This window comes from Saccharopolyspora antimicrobica (assembly GCF_003635025.1).
Classification (GTDB): Bacteria; Actinomycetota; Actinomycetes; order Mycobacteriales; family Pseudonocardiaceae; genus Saccharopolyspora; species Saccharopolyspora antimicrobica.
Genome location: NZ_RBXX01000002.1, coordinates 3571924 through 3589473, shown reverse-complemented (window position 1 = coordinate 3589473; position 17550 = coordinate 3571924). Strand labels below are relative to the sequence as shown.

General features: G+C 71.7%; 14 protein-coding genes. 3 read left to right on the top strand and 11 right to left on the bottom strand.

Features of this window, described 5'->3' with window-relative positions:
* Positions 1-57: 57 nt before the first annotated feature.
* From ATL45_RS17510 to ATL45_RS17470, 9 genes are all read right to left on the bottom strand, one after another.
* On the bottom strand, positions 58-1719 hold the full coding sequence (locus tag ATL45_RS17510) for a DNA polymerase Y family protein (protein ID WP_093155028.1): 1662 nt from the start codon (positions 1717-1719) through the stop codon (positions 58-60).
* A gap of 2 nt (positions 1720-1721) precedes the next feature.
* Positions 1722-2429 (bottom strand): DnaE2-dependent mutagenesis accessory factor ImuA', encoded by a 708-nt coding sequence (imuA', locus tag ATL45_RS17505; protein WP_093155030.1) that lies wholly within the window; start codon positions 2427-2429, stop codon positions 1722-1724.
* A gap of 559 nt (positions 2430-2988) precedes the next feature.
* Positions 2989-4554, bottom strand: a complete 1566-nt coding sequence (gene purH, locus ATL45_RS17500) for a bifunctional phosphoribosylaminoimidazolecarboxamide formyltransferase/IMP cyclohydrolase (protein ID WP_093155032.1) — start codon at positions 4552-4554, stop codon at positions 2989-2991.
* Complete coding sequence (gene purN / locus ATL45_RS17495) at positions 4551-5144, bottom strand: phosphoribosylglycinamide formyltransferase (RefSeq protein WP_246025399.1); 594 nt, start codon at positions 5142-5144, stop codon at positions 4551-4553. The genes purH and purN overlap by 4 nt, the downstream gene beginning before the upstream one ends.
* A gap of 230 nt (positions 5145-5374) precedes the next feature.
* On the bottom strand, positions 5375-6892 hold the full coding sequence (locus ATL45_RS17490; protein WP_093155033.1) for a cell division protein PerM: 1518 nt from the start codon (positions 6890-6892) through the stop codon (positions 5375-5377).
* Positions 6893-7071: 179 nt separating this feature from the next.
* Positions 7072-7986 carry a DUF5336 domain-containing protein gene (locus tag ATL45_RS40025; RefSeq protein WP_143121686.1) on the bottom strand — a complete coding sequence of 305 codons (915 nt, stop codon included), beginning with the start codon at positions 7984-7986 and terminating at the stop codon, positions 7072-7074.
* Between the two features lie 173 nt (positions 7987-8159).
* Positions 8160-9044 (bottom strand): succinate--CoA ligase subunit alpha, encoded by an 885-nt coding sequence (gene sucD, locus ATL45_RS17480; protein ID WP_093155036.1) that lies wholly within the window; start codon positions 9042-9044, stop codon positions 8160-8162.
* A gap of 3 nt (positions 9045-9047) precedes the next feature.
* Positions 9048-10214: an ADP-forming succinate--CoA ligase subunit beta gene (sucC, locus tag ATL45_RS17475; protein ID WP_093155038.1), complete on the bottom strand. Its 1167-nt coding sequence runs from the start codon at positions 10212-10214 to the stop codon at positions 9048-9050.
* A 294-nt stretch (positions 10215-10508) separates the two neighbouring features.
* On the bottom strand, positions 10509-12209 hold the full coding sequence (locus ATL45_RS17470) for a hypothetical protein (RefSeq protein ID WP_143121687.1): 1701 nt from the start codon (positions 12207-12209) through the stop codon (positions 10509-10511).
* A 653-nt stretch (positions 12210-12862) separates the two neighbouring features.
* Here ATL45_RS17470 and ATL45_RS17465 point away from each other — a divergent pair.
* Positions 12863-13561, top strand: a complete 699-nt coding sequence (locus ATL45_RS17465) for a M23 family metallopeptidase (RefSeq protein WP_093155042.1) — start codon at positions 12863-12865, stop codon at positions 13559-13561.
* 21 nt (positions 13562-13582) lie between these two features.
* Here the strand turns inward: ATL45_RS17465 and ATL45_RS17460 are convergent, their stop codons facing one another.
* Positions 13583-14056: a GbsR/MarR family transcriptional regulator gene (locus ATL45_RS17460; protein WP_093155043.1), complete on the bottom strand. Its 474-nt coding sequence runs from the start codon at positions 14054-14056 to the stop codon at positions 13583-13585.
* Between the two features lie 245 nt (positions 14057-14301).
* On the opposite strand from ATL45_RS17460, the gene ATL45_RS39675 reads away from it, so the two are divergent.
* Positions 14302-15933, top strand: coding sequence for a class I SAM-dependent methyltransferase (locus tag ATL45_RS39675; RefSeq protein ID WP_246025398.1), 1632 nt, complete (start codon positions 14302-14304; stop codon positions 15931-15933).
* Between the two features lie 52 nt (positions 15934-15985).
* On the opposite strand, the gene ATL45_RS17450 is transcribed toward ATL45_RS39675, so the two are convergent.
* The gene (locus tag ATL45_RS17450; protein ID WP_246025397.1) at positions 15986-16933 is read right to left on the bottom strand and encodes an alpha/beta hydrolase; all 948 of its coding nucleotides are present in this window, start codon (positions 16931-16933) and stop codon (positions 15986-15988) included.
* Positions 16934-16979: 46 nt separating this feature from the next.
* Here ATL45_RS17450 and ATL45_RS39670 point away from each other — a divergent pair, with 46 nt between their 5' ends.
* Positions 16980-17528 carry a TetR/AcrR family transcriptional regulator gene (locus tag ATL45_RS39670; protein ID WP_093155045.1) on the top strand — a complete coding sequence of 183 codons (549 nt, stop codon included), beginning with the start codon at positions 16980-16982 and terminating at the stop codon, positions 17526-17528.
* The last annotated feature ends 22 nt before the right edge of the window (positions 17529-17550 follow it).

The following is a 17550-nucleotide window of genomic DNA, read 5'->3' as shown; positions in this document are numbered from 1 at the left end:
GTTCGAAATCACGACGCCACCGAGAAACGGGCAAACCACTCGAACGAGTGTTCGTGCTCATCGATAGGCGCCCTGCACCCACCAGCGGCCCCGCTCGTGCACCAGCAGCAGGGCCACCTCGCCGGGGTCGGGATCGGCATCCGGTCCGCCCGCTCCGGAATCCGCTTCGAGCACCACCTGGATCCGCACCGACGACCGCGGCGGCACCTGCGTCGCCGGAGCCGTCTGCCCGGCGACGGCCAGCAGCTCCGCCCACCAGCGCTCGGTCACCGGCCACGGCCCCGCCCAGCCCGACACCGCGCGGGACCGGCCGCCCGACACCTCGACCCGGTGCGGCGCGGCGGTCAGCCGGTCCCGGTCGGTGATCCCCACCGGCCGCCCCTCGGCATCGAGCACCACCGCGGGCCACGGCGAATCCGGGACCACCGAGGGAGACGGCGCCGGGATCCGGCCCGGCCACGGGCGATCCGGCTCCGACGCCGGTCGGCGCTCATCGCCCCACGGCACGAACCGCACCTGATCGCGCAGGTCCCGACCGCCGTCGAGCACTCCGGTCAGCACCGCGTCCGGCCCGAGCATGCCCTGCACCCGGGCGAACGCGCGACCCGCGCGGGCATCCGCCTCACCCGTCGCGGCGCTGAGCAGGTCGAGCTGCAGCCCGCCCGCTCCGACGACTTCCTCCGGGTGCAGGCTCAGCACGCTCACCCCGGCCGTCGGGCGCTGGGCCCCGCTGCGGCCGTTCAGCCAGCCGTCGAGCTGCCAGCGCACCCGGTCCGCAGTGGACGACGGCGTCAGCGGCTCGGCGCACCGCCACACCCGGTGCAGCTCCTCCCCGTGCTCGGTGCTCGCCGAAATCCCCAGGCGCGTGCACGCCAGACCGAGCTCGCCGAGCCTGACGTGCAGCCGATCGGCTAGCACCTTGGCCGCGAAGGCGGCCCGGTCCACCCGGTCCACCGGCGGATCGAGCTGCTCGGAGATCACCAGGTCCGGCGGGGGCTGCCGGCGGAGCACCGGCCGCTCCTCCTGCCCGCCGGCCGCGCGGTGCATCGTCAGCGCGAACCGGCCGAACCTCGTCGCGACGTCCGACGGGGCCAGCGCGGCGAAGTCGCCCAGCGTGCGAATCCCCAAGCGCCGCAACAGGTCCACCAGCTCCACCTGCTCCGCGGCCTGCCTGCCGCTGAGCCGGTCGGCGAGCTGGTCGATCTCCTCGACGGCCAGCGGCGCGAGGAACTCCTGGCTCAACCCGGGCGCGACCAGCTGGCCGCGCCGAGCGGCCAGGACCGCCGCGAACAGCCCGTCCGCGATGCCCACCTGGCACTCGACCCCGACGTGCGCGCCGATCTTGTCGATCACCCGCTCGGCGGCGCCCGCCTCCGAACCGAAGTAGCGCGCCGGACCCCGCGCCGGAACCGCCACCAGGCCCGGGCGGACGATCTCCACTCCCGGCATCATGTCCTCGATCGCGGCCACCACCGGCTCGAACATCCGCGCATCCCGGTCCGGATCGTGCTCGCGGACCACCAGCTCCGGGCAGCGGCCCTGCGCTTCGCGGCGGCGCATCCCGCGCCGGACCCCGCTGTCGCGGGCCGTCGCCGAGCAGGCGACCACCCGGTTGGCGGCGAACACCGCGGTGGGCACCAGGGGACCGAGTTCGGCCGCGCGGGCCGCGGCGACCACCGGCCAGTCCGGGCACCACACGACGAGTCGACGAGTCGGCATCGCTACTCCCCCGCCACGGAACGCAGCCGGGGCCGCGCGGGCTCGCCCGCGGGAATTCCGACAGCTCCGCCGCGCCCGGGGAGCAGGAGCCGACACGAACGCGGCCGGGACGCCGCACCGCGCCCGCCCGCGTGCACCGTGACCGCGCGTTCCCGCAGGTACCCGTGGCCCTGGCCGATCCCGCGCCAGTCGGCATCAGCACAACGGAGCTGCACCTCCGCACCCGCCCACGGGCCGAACGGCAGCAGCACCGAACCGCGGTTGCGCGCCCGCGCTGACAACCGCCGGGCATCGGAATCCGCGATCCGCCGAGCACCACCGACGACGACCAGGTCCACGCCGTCGAGCAGCGCGGCGACCACACCGACCGGGTCGCCGCCCGGCCGCGGGACCACCGCGAGCCTGGCGAGCTCCACACCGGTTTCGGCCGCGGCGACCAGGCTGATGCCGGCCAGCCCCACCACCGCGGCCCAGGAGCCGCTGGCGGTCGCCTCGGCGATCAGCGCGAAGAGCAGCGAAACAGATCCGTGCACCGCCACCGTGCTGCCACGGCGCAATCCCGGCCATGGCAGCACGGCGGCGAGTTCTGCCCGCGTGGGCAGCACCCGGCCCGCACCAGGAACACCACCCGCTCCGACCGCCGGCGCGCCCACGAACACCCCGTGAGCCGCGGACACGCCCGGCGCCGTCGAAGACGCCATCGCGGACATCGCTGCCTCCCCACATCGTGCGCGTGGATGCCCGACCCCGGCGCGGGCACCCACCAAGCCGCTGTGGGGAAGACAGCGGTGGAACCGACACTGCGCCTGCACCCGAACGCAGCGCCGGATCCAACAGATCGGTGGGCCCCGACACCTACCGATCTATCTCGAACCTCAGTTCGAACAAAGACAAGTAAACCCTGGCCCGCGGCCCGCGTCAAGGGCTGTAGCCGGATTGGGTGAACATTTGTTCGATCGCCCGAAATTCGGCTGAGGCAACCGGAAAAAGCCGCTACTACTTGACCCGAGACCGCGCTCCCGGGCCGCCCCAGCAGCCGCCCGGATCCGGCTCCCGCCGACCGCTGCGACACCGGATCCGACAGCCCGGTGCTCCGCGTGCTCCCCGCCGGGACGGCCGCGCGGCGAACGAATTCCCAGACGACCGAGGAGGCCTCCCATGCGCACGTCACGACCGGACCAGTCCCACCGGCACCTCGCCCGCACCGACCGGGAAAAGCAAGCGGTGCGGACGGCCGTGGCCGCCCGCACCGCTTGGAGTGCTCCTGGGTCAGTGCGCGAAGTGGCGCGTCCCGGTGAAGTAGAGCGGCACACCGGCCGCCTCCGCCGCCGCGATGGTGTCGGCGTCCCGGACCGAACCGCCCGGCTGCACGATGGCGCGCACGCCGGCGTCGAGCAGCACCTGCGGGCCGTCGGCGAACGGGAAGAACGCGTCGGACGCGACCACCGCGCCCTTGGCCCGGTCGCCCGCCCGGGAGACCGCCAGCCGAGCCGAGTCGACCCGGTTCACCTGCCCCATGCCCACGCCGACGGTGGCCCCGCCGTCGGCCAGCAGGATCGCGTTCGACTTCACCGCGCGGCAGGCGCGCCAGGCGAACTCCAGGTCCGCCAGCGTGGCGGCGTCCGCCGCGGTGCCGGCCGCCAGCGTCCAGTTGGCCGGGTCGTCGCCCTCGGCGTCGATCGCGTCGGAGCCCTGCACCAGCATGCCGCCGGAGATCGCCCGCATCTCGATGCGGCCGCTCTTGGGCGGCTGCGCGGTCAGGATCCGGATGTTCTTCTTCTTGCTCAGCACGTCCACCGCGCCGTCGGCGTAGCCCGGCGCCACGATGACCTCGGTGAAGATCTCCGAGACCTGCTCGGCCATCGCCACCGAGACCTCGCGGTTCGTCGCGATCACGCCGCCGTAGGCGCTGACCGGGTCGCACTCGTGCGCCTTGCGGTGCGCGGCGGCGATGTCGTCGGCGACCGCGATGCCGCACGGGTTGGCGTGCTTGATGATGGCCACGCACGGCCGGCTGTGGTCGTGCGCCGCCCGCCAAGCCGCGTCGGCGTCGACGTAGTTGTTGTAGGACATCTCCTTGCCGTGCAGCTGGGCCGCGGCCGCCAGGCCGGTGGCCTCACCGCCGGAGACGTACAGCGCGGCGGGCTGGTGCGGGTTCTCGCCGTAGCGCAGCGCGGAGCGGCGCTCCCAGGTCTCCCCGATCCAGCCGGGGAACACCGAGTCGTCGCCGGTCGGCACCTTGCTCATCCAGGACGCCACCGCGACGTCGTAGGAGGCGGTGTGCCGGAACGCGGCGGCCGCCAGCTCGATCCGGTCGGCCAGCGTGAAGCCGCCTTCCCGGACCTGCTCCAGCAGCCACTCGTAGCGGCTGGGGTCGACGACGACCGCGACGTTCGCGTGGTTCTTCGCGGAGGCGCGCACCATCGCCGGGCCGCCGATGTCGATCTGCTCGATCACCTCGTCCGACGCGGCGCCCGAGGCCACCGTCTGCACGAACGGGTAGAGGTTGACCACCAGCAGGTCGAACGGGGCGATGTCCAGCTCGCGGAGCTGGTCGGCGTGCTCCGGGCGGCGCAGGTCGGCGAGCAGGCCCGCGTGCACCCGCGGGTGCAGGGTCTTGACCCGGCCGTCGAGGGCCTCCGGGAAGCCGGTGAGCTCCTCGACCGGGGTCACCGGAACGCCCGCGTCCGCGATGGTGCGGGCGGTGCCGCCGGTGGACACGATCTCCACCCCGGCCGCGTGCAGCCCGGTGGCCAGCTCCAGCAGCCCCGACTTGTCCGACACGCCGATCAGCGCGCGGCGAACAGCACGCCGCTCCTGCGAGTTCGCGGTCACGGGATACTCACCTTCCGTCCCTGCACGGTCCAACCGTGCAACGCCAGCTGTTCCAGGGTGTCGACCAGCAACCGCCGCTCGACGGCCTTGATCCGCTCGTGCAAGCTCGCCTCGTCGTCGTCGGGGCGCACCTCGACCGCCTCCTGCGCGAGGATCGGTCCGGTGTCCACGCCGGCGTCGACCACGAACAGCGTGCAACCGGTGACCCGCACCCCGTACTCCAGCGCGTCGCGCACCCCGTGCATGCCGGGGAACGAGGGCAGCAGAGCCGGGTGGCTGTTGAGGTACCGGCCGTCGAAGTGCGACAGGAAGTCCGCGCCGACGAGCTTCATGAACCCGGCGGAGACCACCAGGTCCGGCTCGTGCTCGGCGCAGGCCTCGGTCAGCGCGCGATCCCAGTCGTCCCGGCTCGGGTGGTCCTTGACCCGGCGGACGAAGGTCGGCACCCCGGCGCGCTCGGCGCGGGCGAGTCCTTCGATGCCGTCGCGATCCGCGCCGACCGCGACCACCTGCACCGGGTAGTCGGGCGAGCCGGTCGCGTCGAGCAGGGCCTGCAGCAGAGTTCCGGAGCCGGACACCAGCACGACCACGCGCGCCGGATCGGCGGTGGTGAACCGGGTGGGCGACGCGGCGGTGTTCGACTGGTCGGTCGTACTCGGGTTCAGCGTTCGCTCCTGACATGCCTGGGCACGATCTCTCCCAGAGCGTAAGCGCTGATGGCGGGGCGGACGCGGCCAGGGCCCGGGCGAGTGGCGCAGCACTCACCGGGGCAGCGCCATCTGCCCGAACCGTCCGGATCCGCCACTGCGGGGTGCCGGTGCTAGTCGTTCCTGCTCTCGTAGCCGTCCCCGGCTTCCGCGGGCCAGGGCTCGTCGACGGCGCCGTCGAACTCGCTGGGATCGATCTCCGACCGCGCGTGCCTGGTCGAGCCCGGGGCGATGGGCTCACGCGCGTGCGGGATCTCCGGGCCGGGGCTCTCCGGTGCGAGCGCATCGGGATCGTCCTCCGCATCCGAAGTGGACTGATCGGCGTCGTCCACTTCGGCCTGGGGCTCGGTGGCGTCCGCGTCCGGCGCGGCGGAGTCGGCTTCCGACTCCTCGGTGTCCGGCGCGGGGACGGTGTCATCGGCGCTCTCGACCTCGTCCGCCGACGTGGTCGTCGCTTCGTCGAAGACGACCGGGCCCGCGAACCAGGTGACGGCGGCTGCGGGCAGGGCGACCCAGCACATCGTCGCCGCAGCCAGTGCGAGCGGCCGCAGCGTCACCAGGCTGAACTGCCCACCGCCCAGCTCACCGCCGGCCACGTAGGCGAGCACCAGCACGCCCAGCGCCGCGATGCAGGCCGCCACGCCGACCGCCAGCAGTCGACGGGGCGCACCGCCCGGGACTCGACGGCACGCGAGGCCGACGAGCACGCCGACCGCGAGCGGCAGGGCCAAGGCCACGGCCGACAAGCCGATCCCCGGCTGCGACGGCAGGACCGCGAGCAGCGGCAGGTCGGGCAGCGGCCCGGGGCCGGGCGTGCCGTGCAGGGGCTGAACCGTCAGCCCGCCCAGCGACAGACCGGTGCCGGCGGCGAAGGCCCAGCCCGCCAGCACACCGTTCGGCAGGTAGAGGAGGGACAGGAGGGAGGTTCCGAAGGCGTCGCCGGCACCGTCGAATCGCGACATCGAGGCGACCATGTCCGGCGCGGACGCGCAGATCCCGATCAGCAGCACCACGCCACCAGCGGTGAACGCGGCGGCCAGCGCGAGGAGGCCGATGCGCAGACCTGACCACACCTCGGCCTCGACCCGTTCCCAGACCAGGTAGATCAGCCCGCAGCGGTTGGCCACACCTGCCCCCGAGGCCGCGGTGGCGGTCAGGCCGCAGCTCAGGAAGGCATCGACCGGGACGGCGCTGAACGGCCCTGCCAGCACGAGGGCGATGCACGCGCCGGCGAAGGCGTGGACCAGTCCCATGGTCGCGATGAGCGGCCAGGCCTGGTCGGGCCGCCGCAGCCTGGAGCGCCTGGCGACCCAGGCCGAGGCTGCCGCGATCAGCACCATCACGATCGCGGTCGGGAGCAGCGGGAGCACGCTCAGCGGCGCGCCCGTGATCGTCAGCGCGGACTGGTGCAGGGCGAGCCACCCGGGGAGGGCGGCCAGCAGCACCACCACCAGGTTGAACTCGGCGCTGGTGGCCGTGGCCGTGATCAGCGCGATCAGCCCGGCAGACACCAGGTAGCCGCAGATCAGGACCGCGCAGGTCGCGCCGACGAGCAGCCACCAGCGGATGCCGAGCCTGCGCTCGCGGTGGCCGTCGGCGATGGCGTGGGGGATCGACTCCAGCACGGACATGCCGTCGAATGTCGCACCAGAATTCCGCCGAACGGGTCACACCACGCCGCCGACTCCACCCATCGGGCGACCCTGAACGTCTACTTTGGACCATTTCAGGTCGCTGCGCCGGATGCCCGGTGAAAGAGAAACGCACGGGCGGTTTCGGGGCCGCCCGTGCGTCAACGGTGCTTCAGCGATCAGAATCCCGGCGGGTTGAGCCCGGGGTGCGGCATCTGCTGGGTGCCCTGCGGGCCGCTCTGCCCGGACTGGCCGCCTTGACCGGACGAGCCGTCCTGCCCGGTCGACCCCTGGTTCGAGGAACCGCCCTGCCCGGCAGGCCCCTGCCCCGCGGGGCCACCCTGCCCGGCAAAGCCTCCCTGACCAGCAGGCCCGCTCTGCCCACCCGGGCCACCCGGGCCGGGCTGGCCACTCGGGCCGGGCTGGCCACTCGGGCCGGGCTGGCCGACGGGGCCGGACTGGTTCGAGGACGGGGAACCGCCCGAGGACGGGTTCCACCCGCCCGGCTGCTGCGGCTGGCCACCGGTGGCCGGGTTCCAGCCACCGCTGGCCGGCGCGAACTGCCCGGGCTGTGCGGGCGGCGCGGCGGGGCTCCACCCGCCCGGTCCGCCGGGCTTGCCGGGGCCGCCCTGCGGGCCGGGCTGGAACGGGCCGGGCTGCCCGCCCGGGCCGGACGAGGCCTTGCCGGAGCCGAGGCTCTCCGGGGCGTTGATGAGGCCGCCGTCGATCAGCAGGATGCCGAGCACACCGCCGAGCTGCGCGATGGCCAGCAGCAGGAGCACCACGACGATGCCGCCGGAGCTGCCGCCGACGAGGTCCTGGAGCAGCGCGAGGGTCGCGTAAGCGGACAGCGGCGCAGCGGCGAACATCGCGTTCGGCGTCTTCGGGACGAACCGCAGGCCGGCCAGCGCAGCGGCCGCGATGAAGGAGAAGCCAGCGAGGCTGCCGAGGAGCACACCGGCGATCTCGCTGAAGAAGCCGATCAGGTAACCGACCAGACCGGCCCCGGCCGCCACCAGTGCCAGGATCTCCTTCAAACCGAGTGCGGGCCCGGCCGAGCTGGACTTCCGCGACGGGGGATATGGGGCGGACATGCCTGGAGACACTCCTCAATGGACATTCGGGGGACGAGGGCGGTCGAACCGACGTTATCCGATCAACCGACCCCGGTGTACCGGCAAGAGCCGCACTCGCCCGGGTCGGGACAGTCGTCGGGGCCGGACACCCGCAGGTGTCCGGCCCCGAGATGACCGATCGAGATCGGGGCTCAGCCCTTGATGATCTCGCGCATCAGCTTGGCGGTCTCGCTCGGCGTCTTGCCGACCTTGACGCCTGCGGCCTCCAGGGCCTCCTTCTTCGCCGCGGCGGTGCCCGACGAACCGGAGACGATGGCGCCGGCGTGGCCCATGGTCTTGCCCTCCGGGGCGGTGAAACCGGCCACGTAGCCCACCACCGGCTTGGTGATGTTGGCCTTGATGTAGTCGGCCGCCCGCTCCTCGGCGTCGCCACCGATCTCACCGATCATGACGATGGCCTCGGTCTCCGGGTCGTCCTGGAACGCCTGGAGCGCGTCGATGTGGGTGGTGCCGATGATCGGGTCACCACCGATGCCGACGCAGCTGGAGAAACCGATGTCGCGCAGCTCGTGCATCATCTGGTAGGTCAGGGTGCCCGACTTGGACACCAGACCGATCTTGCCCGGGCCGGTGATGTCGGCCGGGATGATGCCCGCGTTGGACTTGCCGGGCGAGATGATGCCGGGGCAGTTCGGCCCGATGATCCGGGTCTTGTTGCCGGTGGCGTTGGCGTGCGCCCAGAAGTAGGCGGAGTCGTGCACCGGGATGCCCTCGGTGATGACCACGGCCAGGCCGATCTCGGCGTCGATGGCCTCCAGCACCGCGTCCTTGGCGAACTTCGGCGGCACGAAGACGACCGACACGTCGGCGCCGGTCTCCTTCATGGCCTCCTTGACGGAGCCGAAGACCGTGAGCTGCTTGCCCTCGATCTCGACGGTCTGCCCGGCCTTGCGGGCGTTGACGCCGCCGACGATGTTGGTGCCGGAGCGCAGCATCCGAGCGGTGTGCTTGGTGCCTTCAGAGCCGGTGATGCCCTGAACGATGACCTTGCTGTTCTCGTTGAGGAAGATAGCCACGCCTCATGCCCCCGCAGCCAGCTCGGCGGCCTTGTCGGCCGCGCCGTCCATGGTGTCCACCACGGTGACGACCGGGTGGTTGGCCTCGGCGAGGATGCGGCGACCCTCTTCGACGTTGTTGCCGTCGAGGCGGACGACCAGCGGCTTGGTGGCCTCGTCGCCCAGGATCTTCAGCGCCTGCACGATGCCGTTGGCGACCGCGTCGCAGGCGGTGATGCCGCCGAAGACGTTGACGAACACCGACTTGACCTCGGGGTCGCCGAGGATGACGTCCAGACCGGCCGCCATCACCTCGGCGGAGGCACCGCCGCCGATGTCCAGGAAGTTCGCCGGCTTGACGCCGTTGTGCTTCTCCCCGGCGTAGGCGACGACGTCCAGCGTGGACATGACCAGCCCGGCACCGTTGCCGATGATGCCGACCTCGCCGTCCAGCTTGACGTAGTTGAGACCCTTCTCCTTGGCCTTGGCCTCGAGCGGGTTCTCGGCTTCCTTGTCGACCAGCTCGGCCTGCTTGGCCTGGCGGAACGCGGCGTTCTCGTCCAGCGTGACCTTGCCGTCCAGCGCGATGATCTTGCCCTGCGGGTCCTTGACCAGCGGGTTGACCTCGACGAGGGTGGCGTCCTCGGCGACGAAGGTGTCCCAGAGCTGAACGATGACGTCAGCGACCTGGTCGGCGACCTCGGCCGGGAACTTGGCGGCGGCGACGATCTGCTCCGCCTTCGCCTTGTCCACGCCCTGGATCGGGTCGATCGCGACCTTGGCCAGCGCCTCCGGCTTGGAGACCGCGACCTCTTCGATCTCCATGCCGCCCTCGACGGAGGCCATCGCGAGGAAGTTGCGGTTGGCGCGGTCGAGGAGGAACGAGAAGTAGTACTCGTCGGCGATGTCGGAGGCGGTGGTGACCAGCACCTTGCGGGTGACGTGGCCCTTGATGTCCAGTCCGAGGATCGCCTCGGCCTTGGTCTCGGCCTCCTCCGGGGTCTCGGCCAGCTTCACGCCACCGGCCTTACCGCGACCCCCGGTCTTCACCTGAGCCTTGATTACGACGGGCCCGCCCAGTTCTGCAGCGGCTGCCTTGGCCCCTTGGGGTTCTGTCACCACGGTGCCGGGCAGCGTCGGCACGCCGTGGGAGGCGAAGAGTTCCTTCGCCTGGTACTCGTACAGGTCCACTCGACTCTCCTGCGACGTCGGTGTCGGACTCGGTGACGATATCGACCTGCGACGAAGCATGGGGCGGCGCGTCCGGTGAACTGCCTCACCCGAGGTGGGCCATCACGCCTGGTCGGGCCGTCCGGCGCGGTGATTCGCCTGCTCGGCAGGTCGAACGTGGGCGTTCGTGGTGACGAACGGAACAGCGCACCGTGACGGTGTCGGTCCGATTGTCGGCCAGGCGTCCCGGCCGGGACAAGGCGTCGATTCGGGTGATCCGGCCACCCGCGGACGCGGACCGGTGCGGCCGTTCGCTCAGGACGCCTTGGTCCGGATGGCCGCCGCGGCTGACACGAGCAGCGCCAGCACCCCGGCGATGCCGAACCACAGCCCGGTGCCGGGCTCCGAGCCCGGCAGGCGCTCCGCGGTCAGCGGGTACTCCAGCACTCGGACGGCGACGACCACGGCGGCCCCGCAGAGCAGCGCGGCGGCTCGCGGCGGGCGGCACATCGGCGCCAGGACGGCGGCGGCCACCACAGCGGCGAGCGCGATCAGCAAGCCCCACGACGTCGTGCCGAACTCGGCGAACACGCCGGGTGCCGCGTAGTCGGGCGCGGTCACCACCGGGAGGCTGAAGGCGGCGGCTCCCAGGACCAGCGAGACCAGCGCCGGGATCAGCACCGGGCGGCGCATCGCGATCTCGGTGAGGTCCACCTCGTCGCGCTCCACCGCACCGGCCACCGCGGCGACGATCGCGGCGGCAGCGGCGAACAGCACCGCCACCCCCGCCGACCAAGCACCGATCTCGGCGTCGGCACCGGCGGCCTGCACCGCGGTGAACACCGCGTCCAGCACGCTCGTCGCCGCGAGCGGAATCAGGACCCAGACCACCGGCAGCAGCGGGCGCACCCGGAGCGCGAGGCGCGGCACCAGCAGGCCGGCACCGACCAGGAGCAGCACGACCCCGGCAGGCCAGAGCATCCGCGCCGGGTACGGGGAGGGATCGCGCAGGCCGAACGGCATCTCCACCTGCGGCGCGAGCGCGGCCAGCACGGTCAGCGCACCGGCGACCAAGGCCAGCACCGCCGAGGTGTTGATCAACCTGTTCAGCGCCGGCAGGCGCAGGTCCTCGCCCACCTCGCCGGAGCGGGCGCGCCCGGCCGGCATCGCCAGCGCCACCAGCGCGAACGCCGCGATCAGTCCCAGCAGCGGGCCCCAGGAGAAGCTGACCTCCGCGAGCACCACCGCGGCGATCAGCGGCGGGACGACGACACCGGTCAGGGCCGCGGCCAGGCCGAGCAGCCCGCCGCGCGTGAAGTCCTGGTCGACGGATCCGGCCAGGTAACCGGCGGCTGCGGGCACCCCGACGGCGATCAGCACGCTGCCGATCAGCACCACCGCCGGGGCGTCGAGGGCATGCCTGGGCAGCAGGTACGGGTCCTCGGAGGAGAACGGAGCCATCATCACGCCGACCACGGCGGGCACGCTGACGCAGAAGACGAGCGTGAGCAGGCGTTGGCGGTGTCCGTCGGAGTCCTCGCCGCCGGGCCCGACGCTGCGCACGGCCAGGAACCCGGCCACGATCGCCGCCGCGTGTCCGACGAGCAGCAACCACGCGCCGATCGACGGGGAGAAGACGTCGAGACTCGCCAGCTTGAGCAGCTCCGGACGCGCGGCCAGCGCGGGATCGGCGACGACTTGCGCGTCGAGCGCGAGCCGTCCGGGCGCCAGCGCAGCGGGCCCGACCAGCACTGCCGCCGCGGTGATCAGTCGTCCGCGGCGGATAAACGCGGCGGCGAGCCCGGCTGGGAGCAGTGCGAGGACCAGCAGCAGCGGCCAGGACAAGAAGGCGGCTGATGCGCTGGGGGCGACGAGGCCGATCAGCGGCCCGAGGCCGATGAGCACCGCCCCGACCACGGACACCGCCATCGCGGCGCGCAGTTGCGTGGGCACTGGCTGCGGATTCGTGGCCGGAGCCGAAGAACCGCCGGACGGGAGGTCGGGCCGCGCAGTCACCACGCTGACGCTAGCAACCCGGGGGCGGCGCGAGCGCACCGACTCGGCGGAATCCGAGCGCCTCCCGGACCGCAGGTGCCCTCACCGGGGCGGGCTCTCAGGGACATCCCCGATGCCGACCGCCCGAACGGAGCATTGACGATCCCCATCAAGCCGCTCTTGAGCTGTGACTTATGTCACTGATGACCACTGCGGGGTCACTGAATCGAGGCACCCGGGGTCAAGCCGTGGGCCGATCGGACCGCCACTCGCCGATCACGAACCCGCAGGCAGCTCCACTGCGCGACGACCACTCCCAGTATCCGCACAGGTCTGACACCCGCGCCCGGAGAGGCACTTTCGAACACGCACCGTGCCCAACACGTCACGCACGGGGATTTGCCCCTAGGGGATCAGCTTGGTTACTGTCCCCCGGTCCGTTGTCACGGTCTGATCACGAAGGACAACCTCCGACCGGTTCCCCGACCGGCGCCCGGAACCCCGACCCGGGATGCGTGATCCGACTCCCCGAGACGGAAGGGCAGGCATTGGCTCAGCACCGCTCCCCCGGCGGCGAAGAACGTCCGGAACACCCGGAGGCGTCCCCCGACGACCCCTCCAGTAGTCCGGGCAAGAACCGGGGTCCCTCAACTGCATCCGTCTGGCGCGGCCGCGTGGTCGTGGCCGCGGTTGCCGCCGGTGCTTTCGCGGCCGCCGGGCAATCGCTCGCCGCAGGTGAGGGGCACGCAGCCCCGGACCAGCGCGACGACTTCAACCCTGCGGACGCCTCGGCCTCCTTCAACACGGCGATGGCCGAGCAGGCCACCTACGACGGAGTCGGCGGCAGCGCCCCCGCGCCGGCGATGATCCCGATCGCCCAGGCCACCGACGTCAGCGCCGAGGTCGAGAAGCTCAACAAGAGCGAACGGTTCACCCAGGAGCGCGAGGCGGCCCGCCGCGCCGCCGAGGAAGCGGCCCGGGCACCCAAGTTCGTCCTCCCCACCAGTGGCCTCTTCACCTCCGGATTCGGCGGGCGCTGGGGCACCACGCACTACGGCATCGACATCGCCAACTCCAAGGGCACCCCGATCTATTCCGTCGCGGACGGAACCGTGATCGAAGCGGGCCCGGCGAGCGGCTTCGGCCTCTGGGTCCGGGTGCAGCACGAGGACGGGACGATCACCGTCTACGGCCACGTCAACACCATCACGATCAACGAGGGCGAGAAGGTCAAGGCAGGCGACCAGATCGCCACCATGGGCAACCGCGGCTTCTCCACCGGACCGCACCTGCACTTCGAGGTGTGGAACGCCAGCGGCAAGAAGATCAACCCGCTGCCCTGGATGCAGGCCCGGGGCATCTCCCCGGCGTGACCAGGTGGCACCGGCCGCCGGTCACGACGACCGGCGTTGCCGGTGCCACTTCTGCATGAGCGCCGGGACCTCCTCGCGGAGGAACTCGAAGAACTCGCGGGTCTCGCCCAGCCGTTGCGCTGCCGCCGAGCTCTCCCCCAGCGCCGCTTGGCCTTCGGCCAGCGTCCGGTCCCAGTCGGCCAGCCGCGCCTCCCGGTTCGTGATGCTGGCGTACCAGAGGTCGTCGAGCACGCGGTACTGATCGCGCCGCTGTCCCGGGACGGGTTCCCGTGCCACCAGGTTCACCTGCGTCAGGTACCGGACCGCGCCCGAGACCGCGGCCGGGCTCACCTCCAGGACCTCCGCCAGCTCCGCTGCCGTGCGGCGCCCGTCGTCGGCGACCAGCAGGCTCGCGAACACCCGCGCCGCCATGCGCGGCACGCCCGCACCGGCCAGGTCCAGCGCGAACCGCTCGACGAACTGCCGGACGGCGTCCGGATCACGCTGCTCGGCCATGCTCTGTCCCGCCTCTCTGTCCCGCCTCTCCGCGATTTTCAGTGGTGGTTGCGTTCGGGATCGATCTCACGTTGTGCGGTTTCTTGCGGCTGAGTTGCATCACGGTCCCCTGAGGTGCGGTTGAGCAGCGCTGGGGTTGACACAGGAGGTGTCGCTCCGATCCTCGCCTGCCCCCTCGATCACGAGGACAATTTATACGCTACTTTGATTTCACAAGTTTGTGAAACAAGTGTAGCTTCGGGTTCGTGTCCGAACAGATCCGGTTGACCGGTGCGCAACGAACCCTCCTCGGTCCGCTCCACGCGCGGGCGCTCGACAACCGCAGACCCGATCCGGTGCTCGGCGACGAGGCCGCGGATCGGCTGCTGGACCGCATCGACTTCGACTTCTCCAGCCTCAACCTCGGCTCCGGCAACCGGATGGCGATCATCCTGCGCGCCAAGGAGCTCGACGCCTGGGCCACCGACTACCTCGCCGAACACCCCGACGCCGTGGTGCTGCACCTGGCCTGCGGCCTGGACAGCCGGGCCTTCCGGCTCGCGTTGCCCGACAGCGCGCTCTGGTACGACGTCGACCTGCCCGACGTGATCGAGCTGCGGAACCGGCTGTACACCGAGACCCCGGTGAACTACCGCACCATCGCGAGCTCGGCGACCGACCCGGAGTGGCTCGACGAGATCCCCACCGGTCGGCCGACACTGGTCATCGCCGAGGGCCTCACCATGTACCTGACCGAGGCGGACGGGGTCGCCATGCTGCGGCGGCTCGTCGAGCGCTTCGAGGTCGGCGAGATGATGTTCGACGCCGTGCTGCCCTGGACCGTGAAGGCTTCCAGCGCTTCGCGCTTCCTGCAGAGCACCGGCGCCGAGTTCCACTGGGCCGTCGGCGACGTGCACGCGCTCGAACTGCGGGTGCCCGGTCTCCGGCTGCGGTGCGAGCGACCGGTGGTGGGCCTGCCGGACGCGTCGAGGATGCCCGCCTCGGAGCGGATCATCGCGAAGGCGATGACCGCCGTCCCACCGCTGCGCGACTCCATGCGGCTGCTGCGCTTCAGCTTCGAGCACCAGCCCCGCGAGCAGGTCGAGCTCACCGGAGCCCAGGCGACCATGCTCGCCACCGTCTACCTGCGGGCGCTGGACAACCGGTCCGAGCAGCCGATGCTCGGCGACCGGTGGGCGGACGAGGCGGTGCAGCGCATCGACTTCGACTTCTCGAAGTTCAAGATGAGCTCCCGCAACACCGCCTCGGTGGCGATGCGCGCGCGCATCATCGACCGGTGGACCGAGGAGGCGCTGCGGCCCGGCACGACCGTGCTGCACCTCGGCTGCGGCCTGGACAGCCGGTACGAGCGGATCGCCCCGTCGGAAGACGTCGAGTGGTACGACGTCGACCAGCCGGACGTGATCGAGCTCCGCGACCGGTTCTTCCCGGCGTCCCCGCACCGCCGCTCCATCGGTTCCTCGGTGACCTCGCCCGAGCTGCTCGACGGGATCCGCGGCGACCAGCCGGTGCTGGTCGTCGCCGAAGGCCTCGTGATGTACCTGACCGAGCAGGACGGCCTCGACCTGCTGCGCCGGATCACCCGGCACTTCCCGAGCGGTGAGCTGATCTTCGACGCCTTCAGCACCTTCGGCGTCCGGCTGTCCAACCGGTTCAACCCCGCCGTGGTGCACGCCGGAGCCCGGCTGCACTGGGGGATCGACGACCCGAGGGCGCTGGAGGACAGCGTTCCCGGCCTGCGGCTGGTGAACGAGTGGGCGTTCACCGACGCGCCGGAGGTCGACCGCTATCCCATGCCGATGCGAGCCGCCATCCGCGCGTCCGGGCAGATCACCGCCGTCCGCCGCATGGGCCGGATGCTGCGCTACCGCTTCTGAACGGCACCACTCGGCGCAGGAGCTTCGCGATCCGTTGCTCCTGCGCCGAGGTTCAGCAGGACATCGCCACGTCCACGAGCCGCTCGACGCCCGCTGCTTCGATCGGGTAGTGCCCGGCCTCCGGCAGCATGACCAGCTCCTTCGGTCCGGCGAGACGGTCGAAGAACGATCGGCTCAGCTCCACCGGGGTCCAGGTGTCAGCGGCGGGGTGGGCGAGCACCACCTTGATGGCGTGCGCCTGCTCCGGCTCCACCGCAGGCGCCGATCGCAGGTAGCTGCGGAGAAAGCCCAGCGGCATGCTGTTGCCGCCGCCCATCTCATCCGCGATCACGAGATCCACGAGTTCGCGGCAGCTGCTCATCCCCCGCATGTTCGCGAACCAGCGGAGCGGTACCGACAGCGAATCCGCGGGCCGGGCGAGGTTCAGCAACGGCCCGGCGAGGCGGCCGAGCGCAGGCGTGCGCGCAATGCGTTCCCGAGCCGCCGCCGAGCGCGGATCGAGCAAGCACGTCGCCAGCACCGTCTCGGCCGAACCCGTCCTGGTCGCGGCGTCGTACGCGAGCATGCCGCCCACGCTCGCTCCCATCAGCAGCGGTGCGCTCGAAGTCGCCTCGGAGCGCAGGAAGTCAGCAGCCATCTCCTGCCAGTCCGGGTAGCGGATGCGACGCCGCTTCGGCACCCGGGTGCGTCCGTAGCCCGGCAGGTCCGGGACTGCCACCTGGAAGCCGCGAACGGCGAGCAGCGCGGCGAACGGCCACATCGCGCCCGCGTGCCCTCCTGCGCCGTGCAGCAAGATCGCGTGGCGCGCGGCCGTCGGCTCACCCACGCGCTGGACGTGGATCTCCAGATCCCGCCAACGCCACCAGCTCGACTCGGTGCGGGGCAACGGTTCCGGACGCAGAGCCGGCGGGAAGAACCCCAGATAATCACGTTTCACGAGTGCTAGTCTGCGAATTTCCGACAACCCGCCACAACTCGCATTCGGGACGACCATCGACATCCCCCGCAAGAAGCCCCGCCAGCTGCGATCCCGGGAAACGTACGCGGTGATCCTGGAGGCGGCTGCTCAGGTTTTCCAGCGCGAAGGGCTCGGCGCGACCACGAACCGCATCGCGGAACGCGCCGGTGTCTCCATCGGCTCGGTGTACCAGTACTTCCCGAACAAGCGCGCCGTCCTGCACGCGCTCAGCGAACAGCACCTGCAGCAAGTCGAAGCCGATCTGGTCGCGTTGTTGCACGACATCGCACGGCTGCCTCCACGGTGGAACGACGTGGTGCGCGCTCTGGTGACAGGTGCGATCGATGCACACGAGAAGCACTCCGGCATGCACCACCTGCTCTACGAGCACACGCCGCGAACAGCCGAGGGAGTCGGAGAGCTCCAACGCCTTTTCCGCCAGCTGGTTCCCGGGATCGCACAGCAGCTCCGGCGATGCTCTGTCGGCGGGCCCGACCACGAGTTGACCGCTGCGCTGCTGGTGCACGGGATCGATGCCCAGCTCCACCGCGTCGTGCTGGCGCCTGGCGGTGACCGCACGCCGGCCGAGCGCGCCGACGCCCTGATCGCATTGTGGAGCGCGCTTCCCGCCGGTTGACCAGCTGCGGGACTCGTCGCTG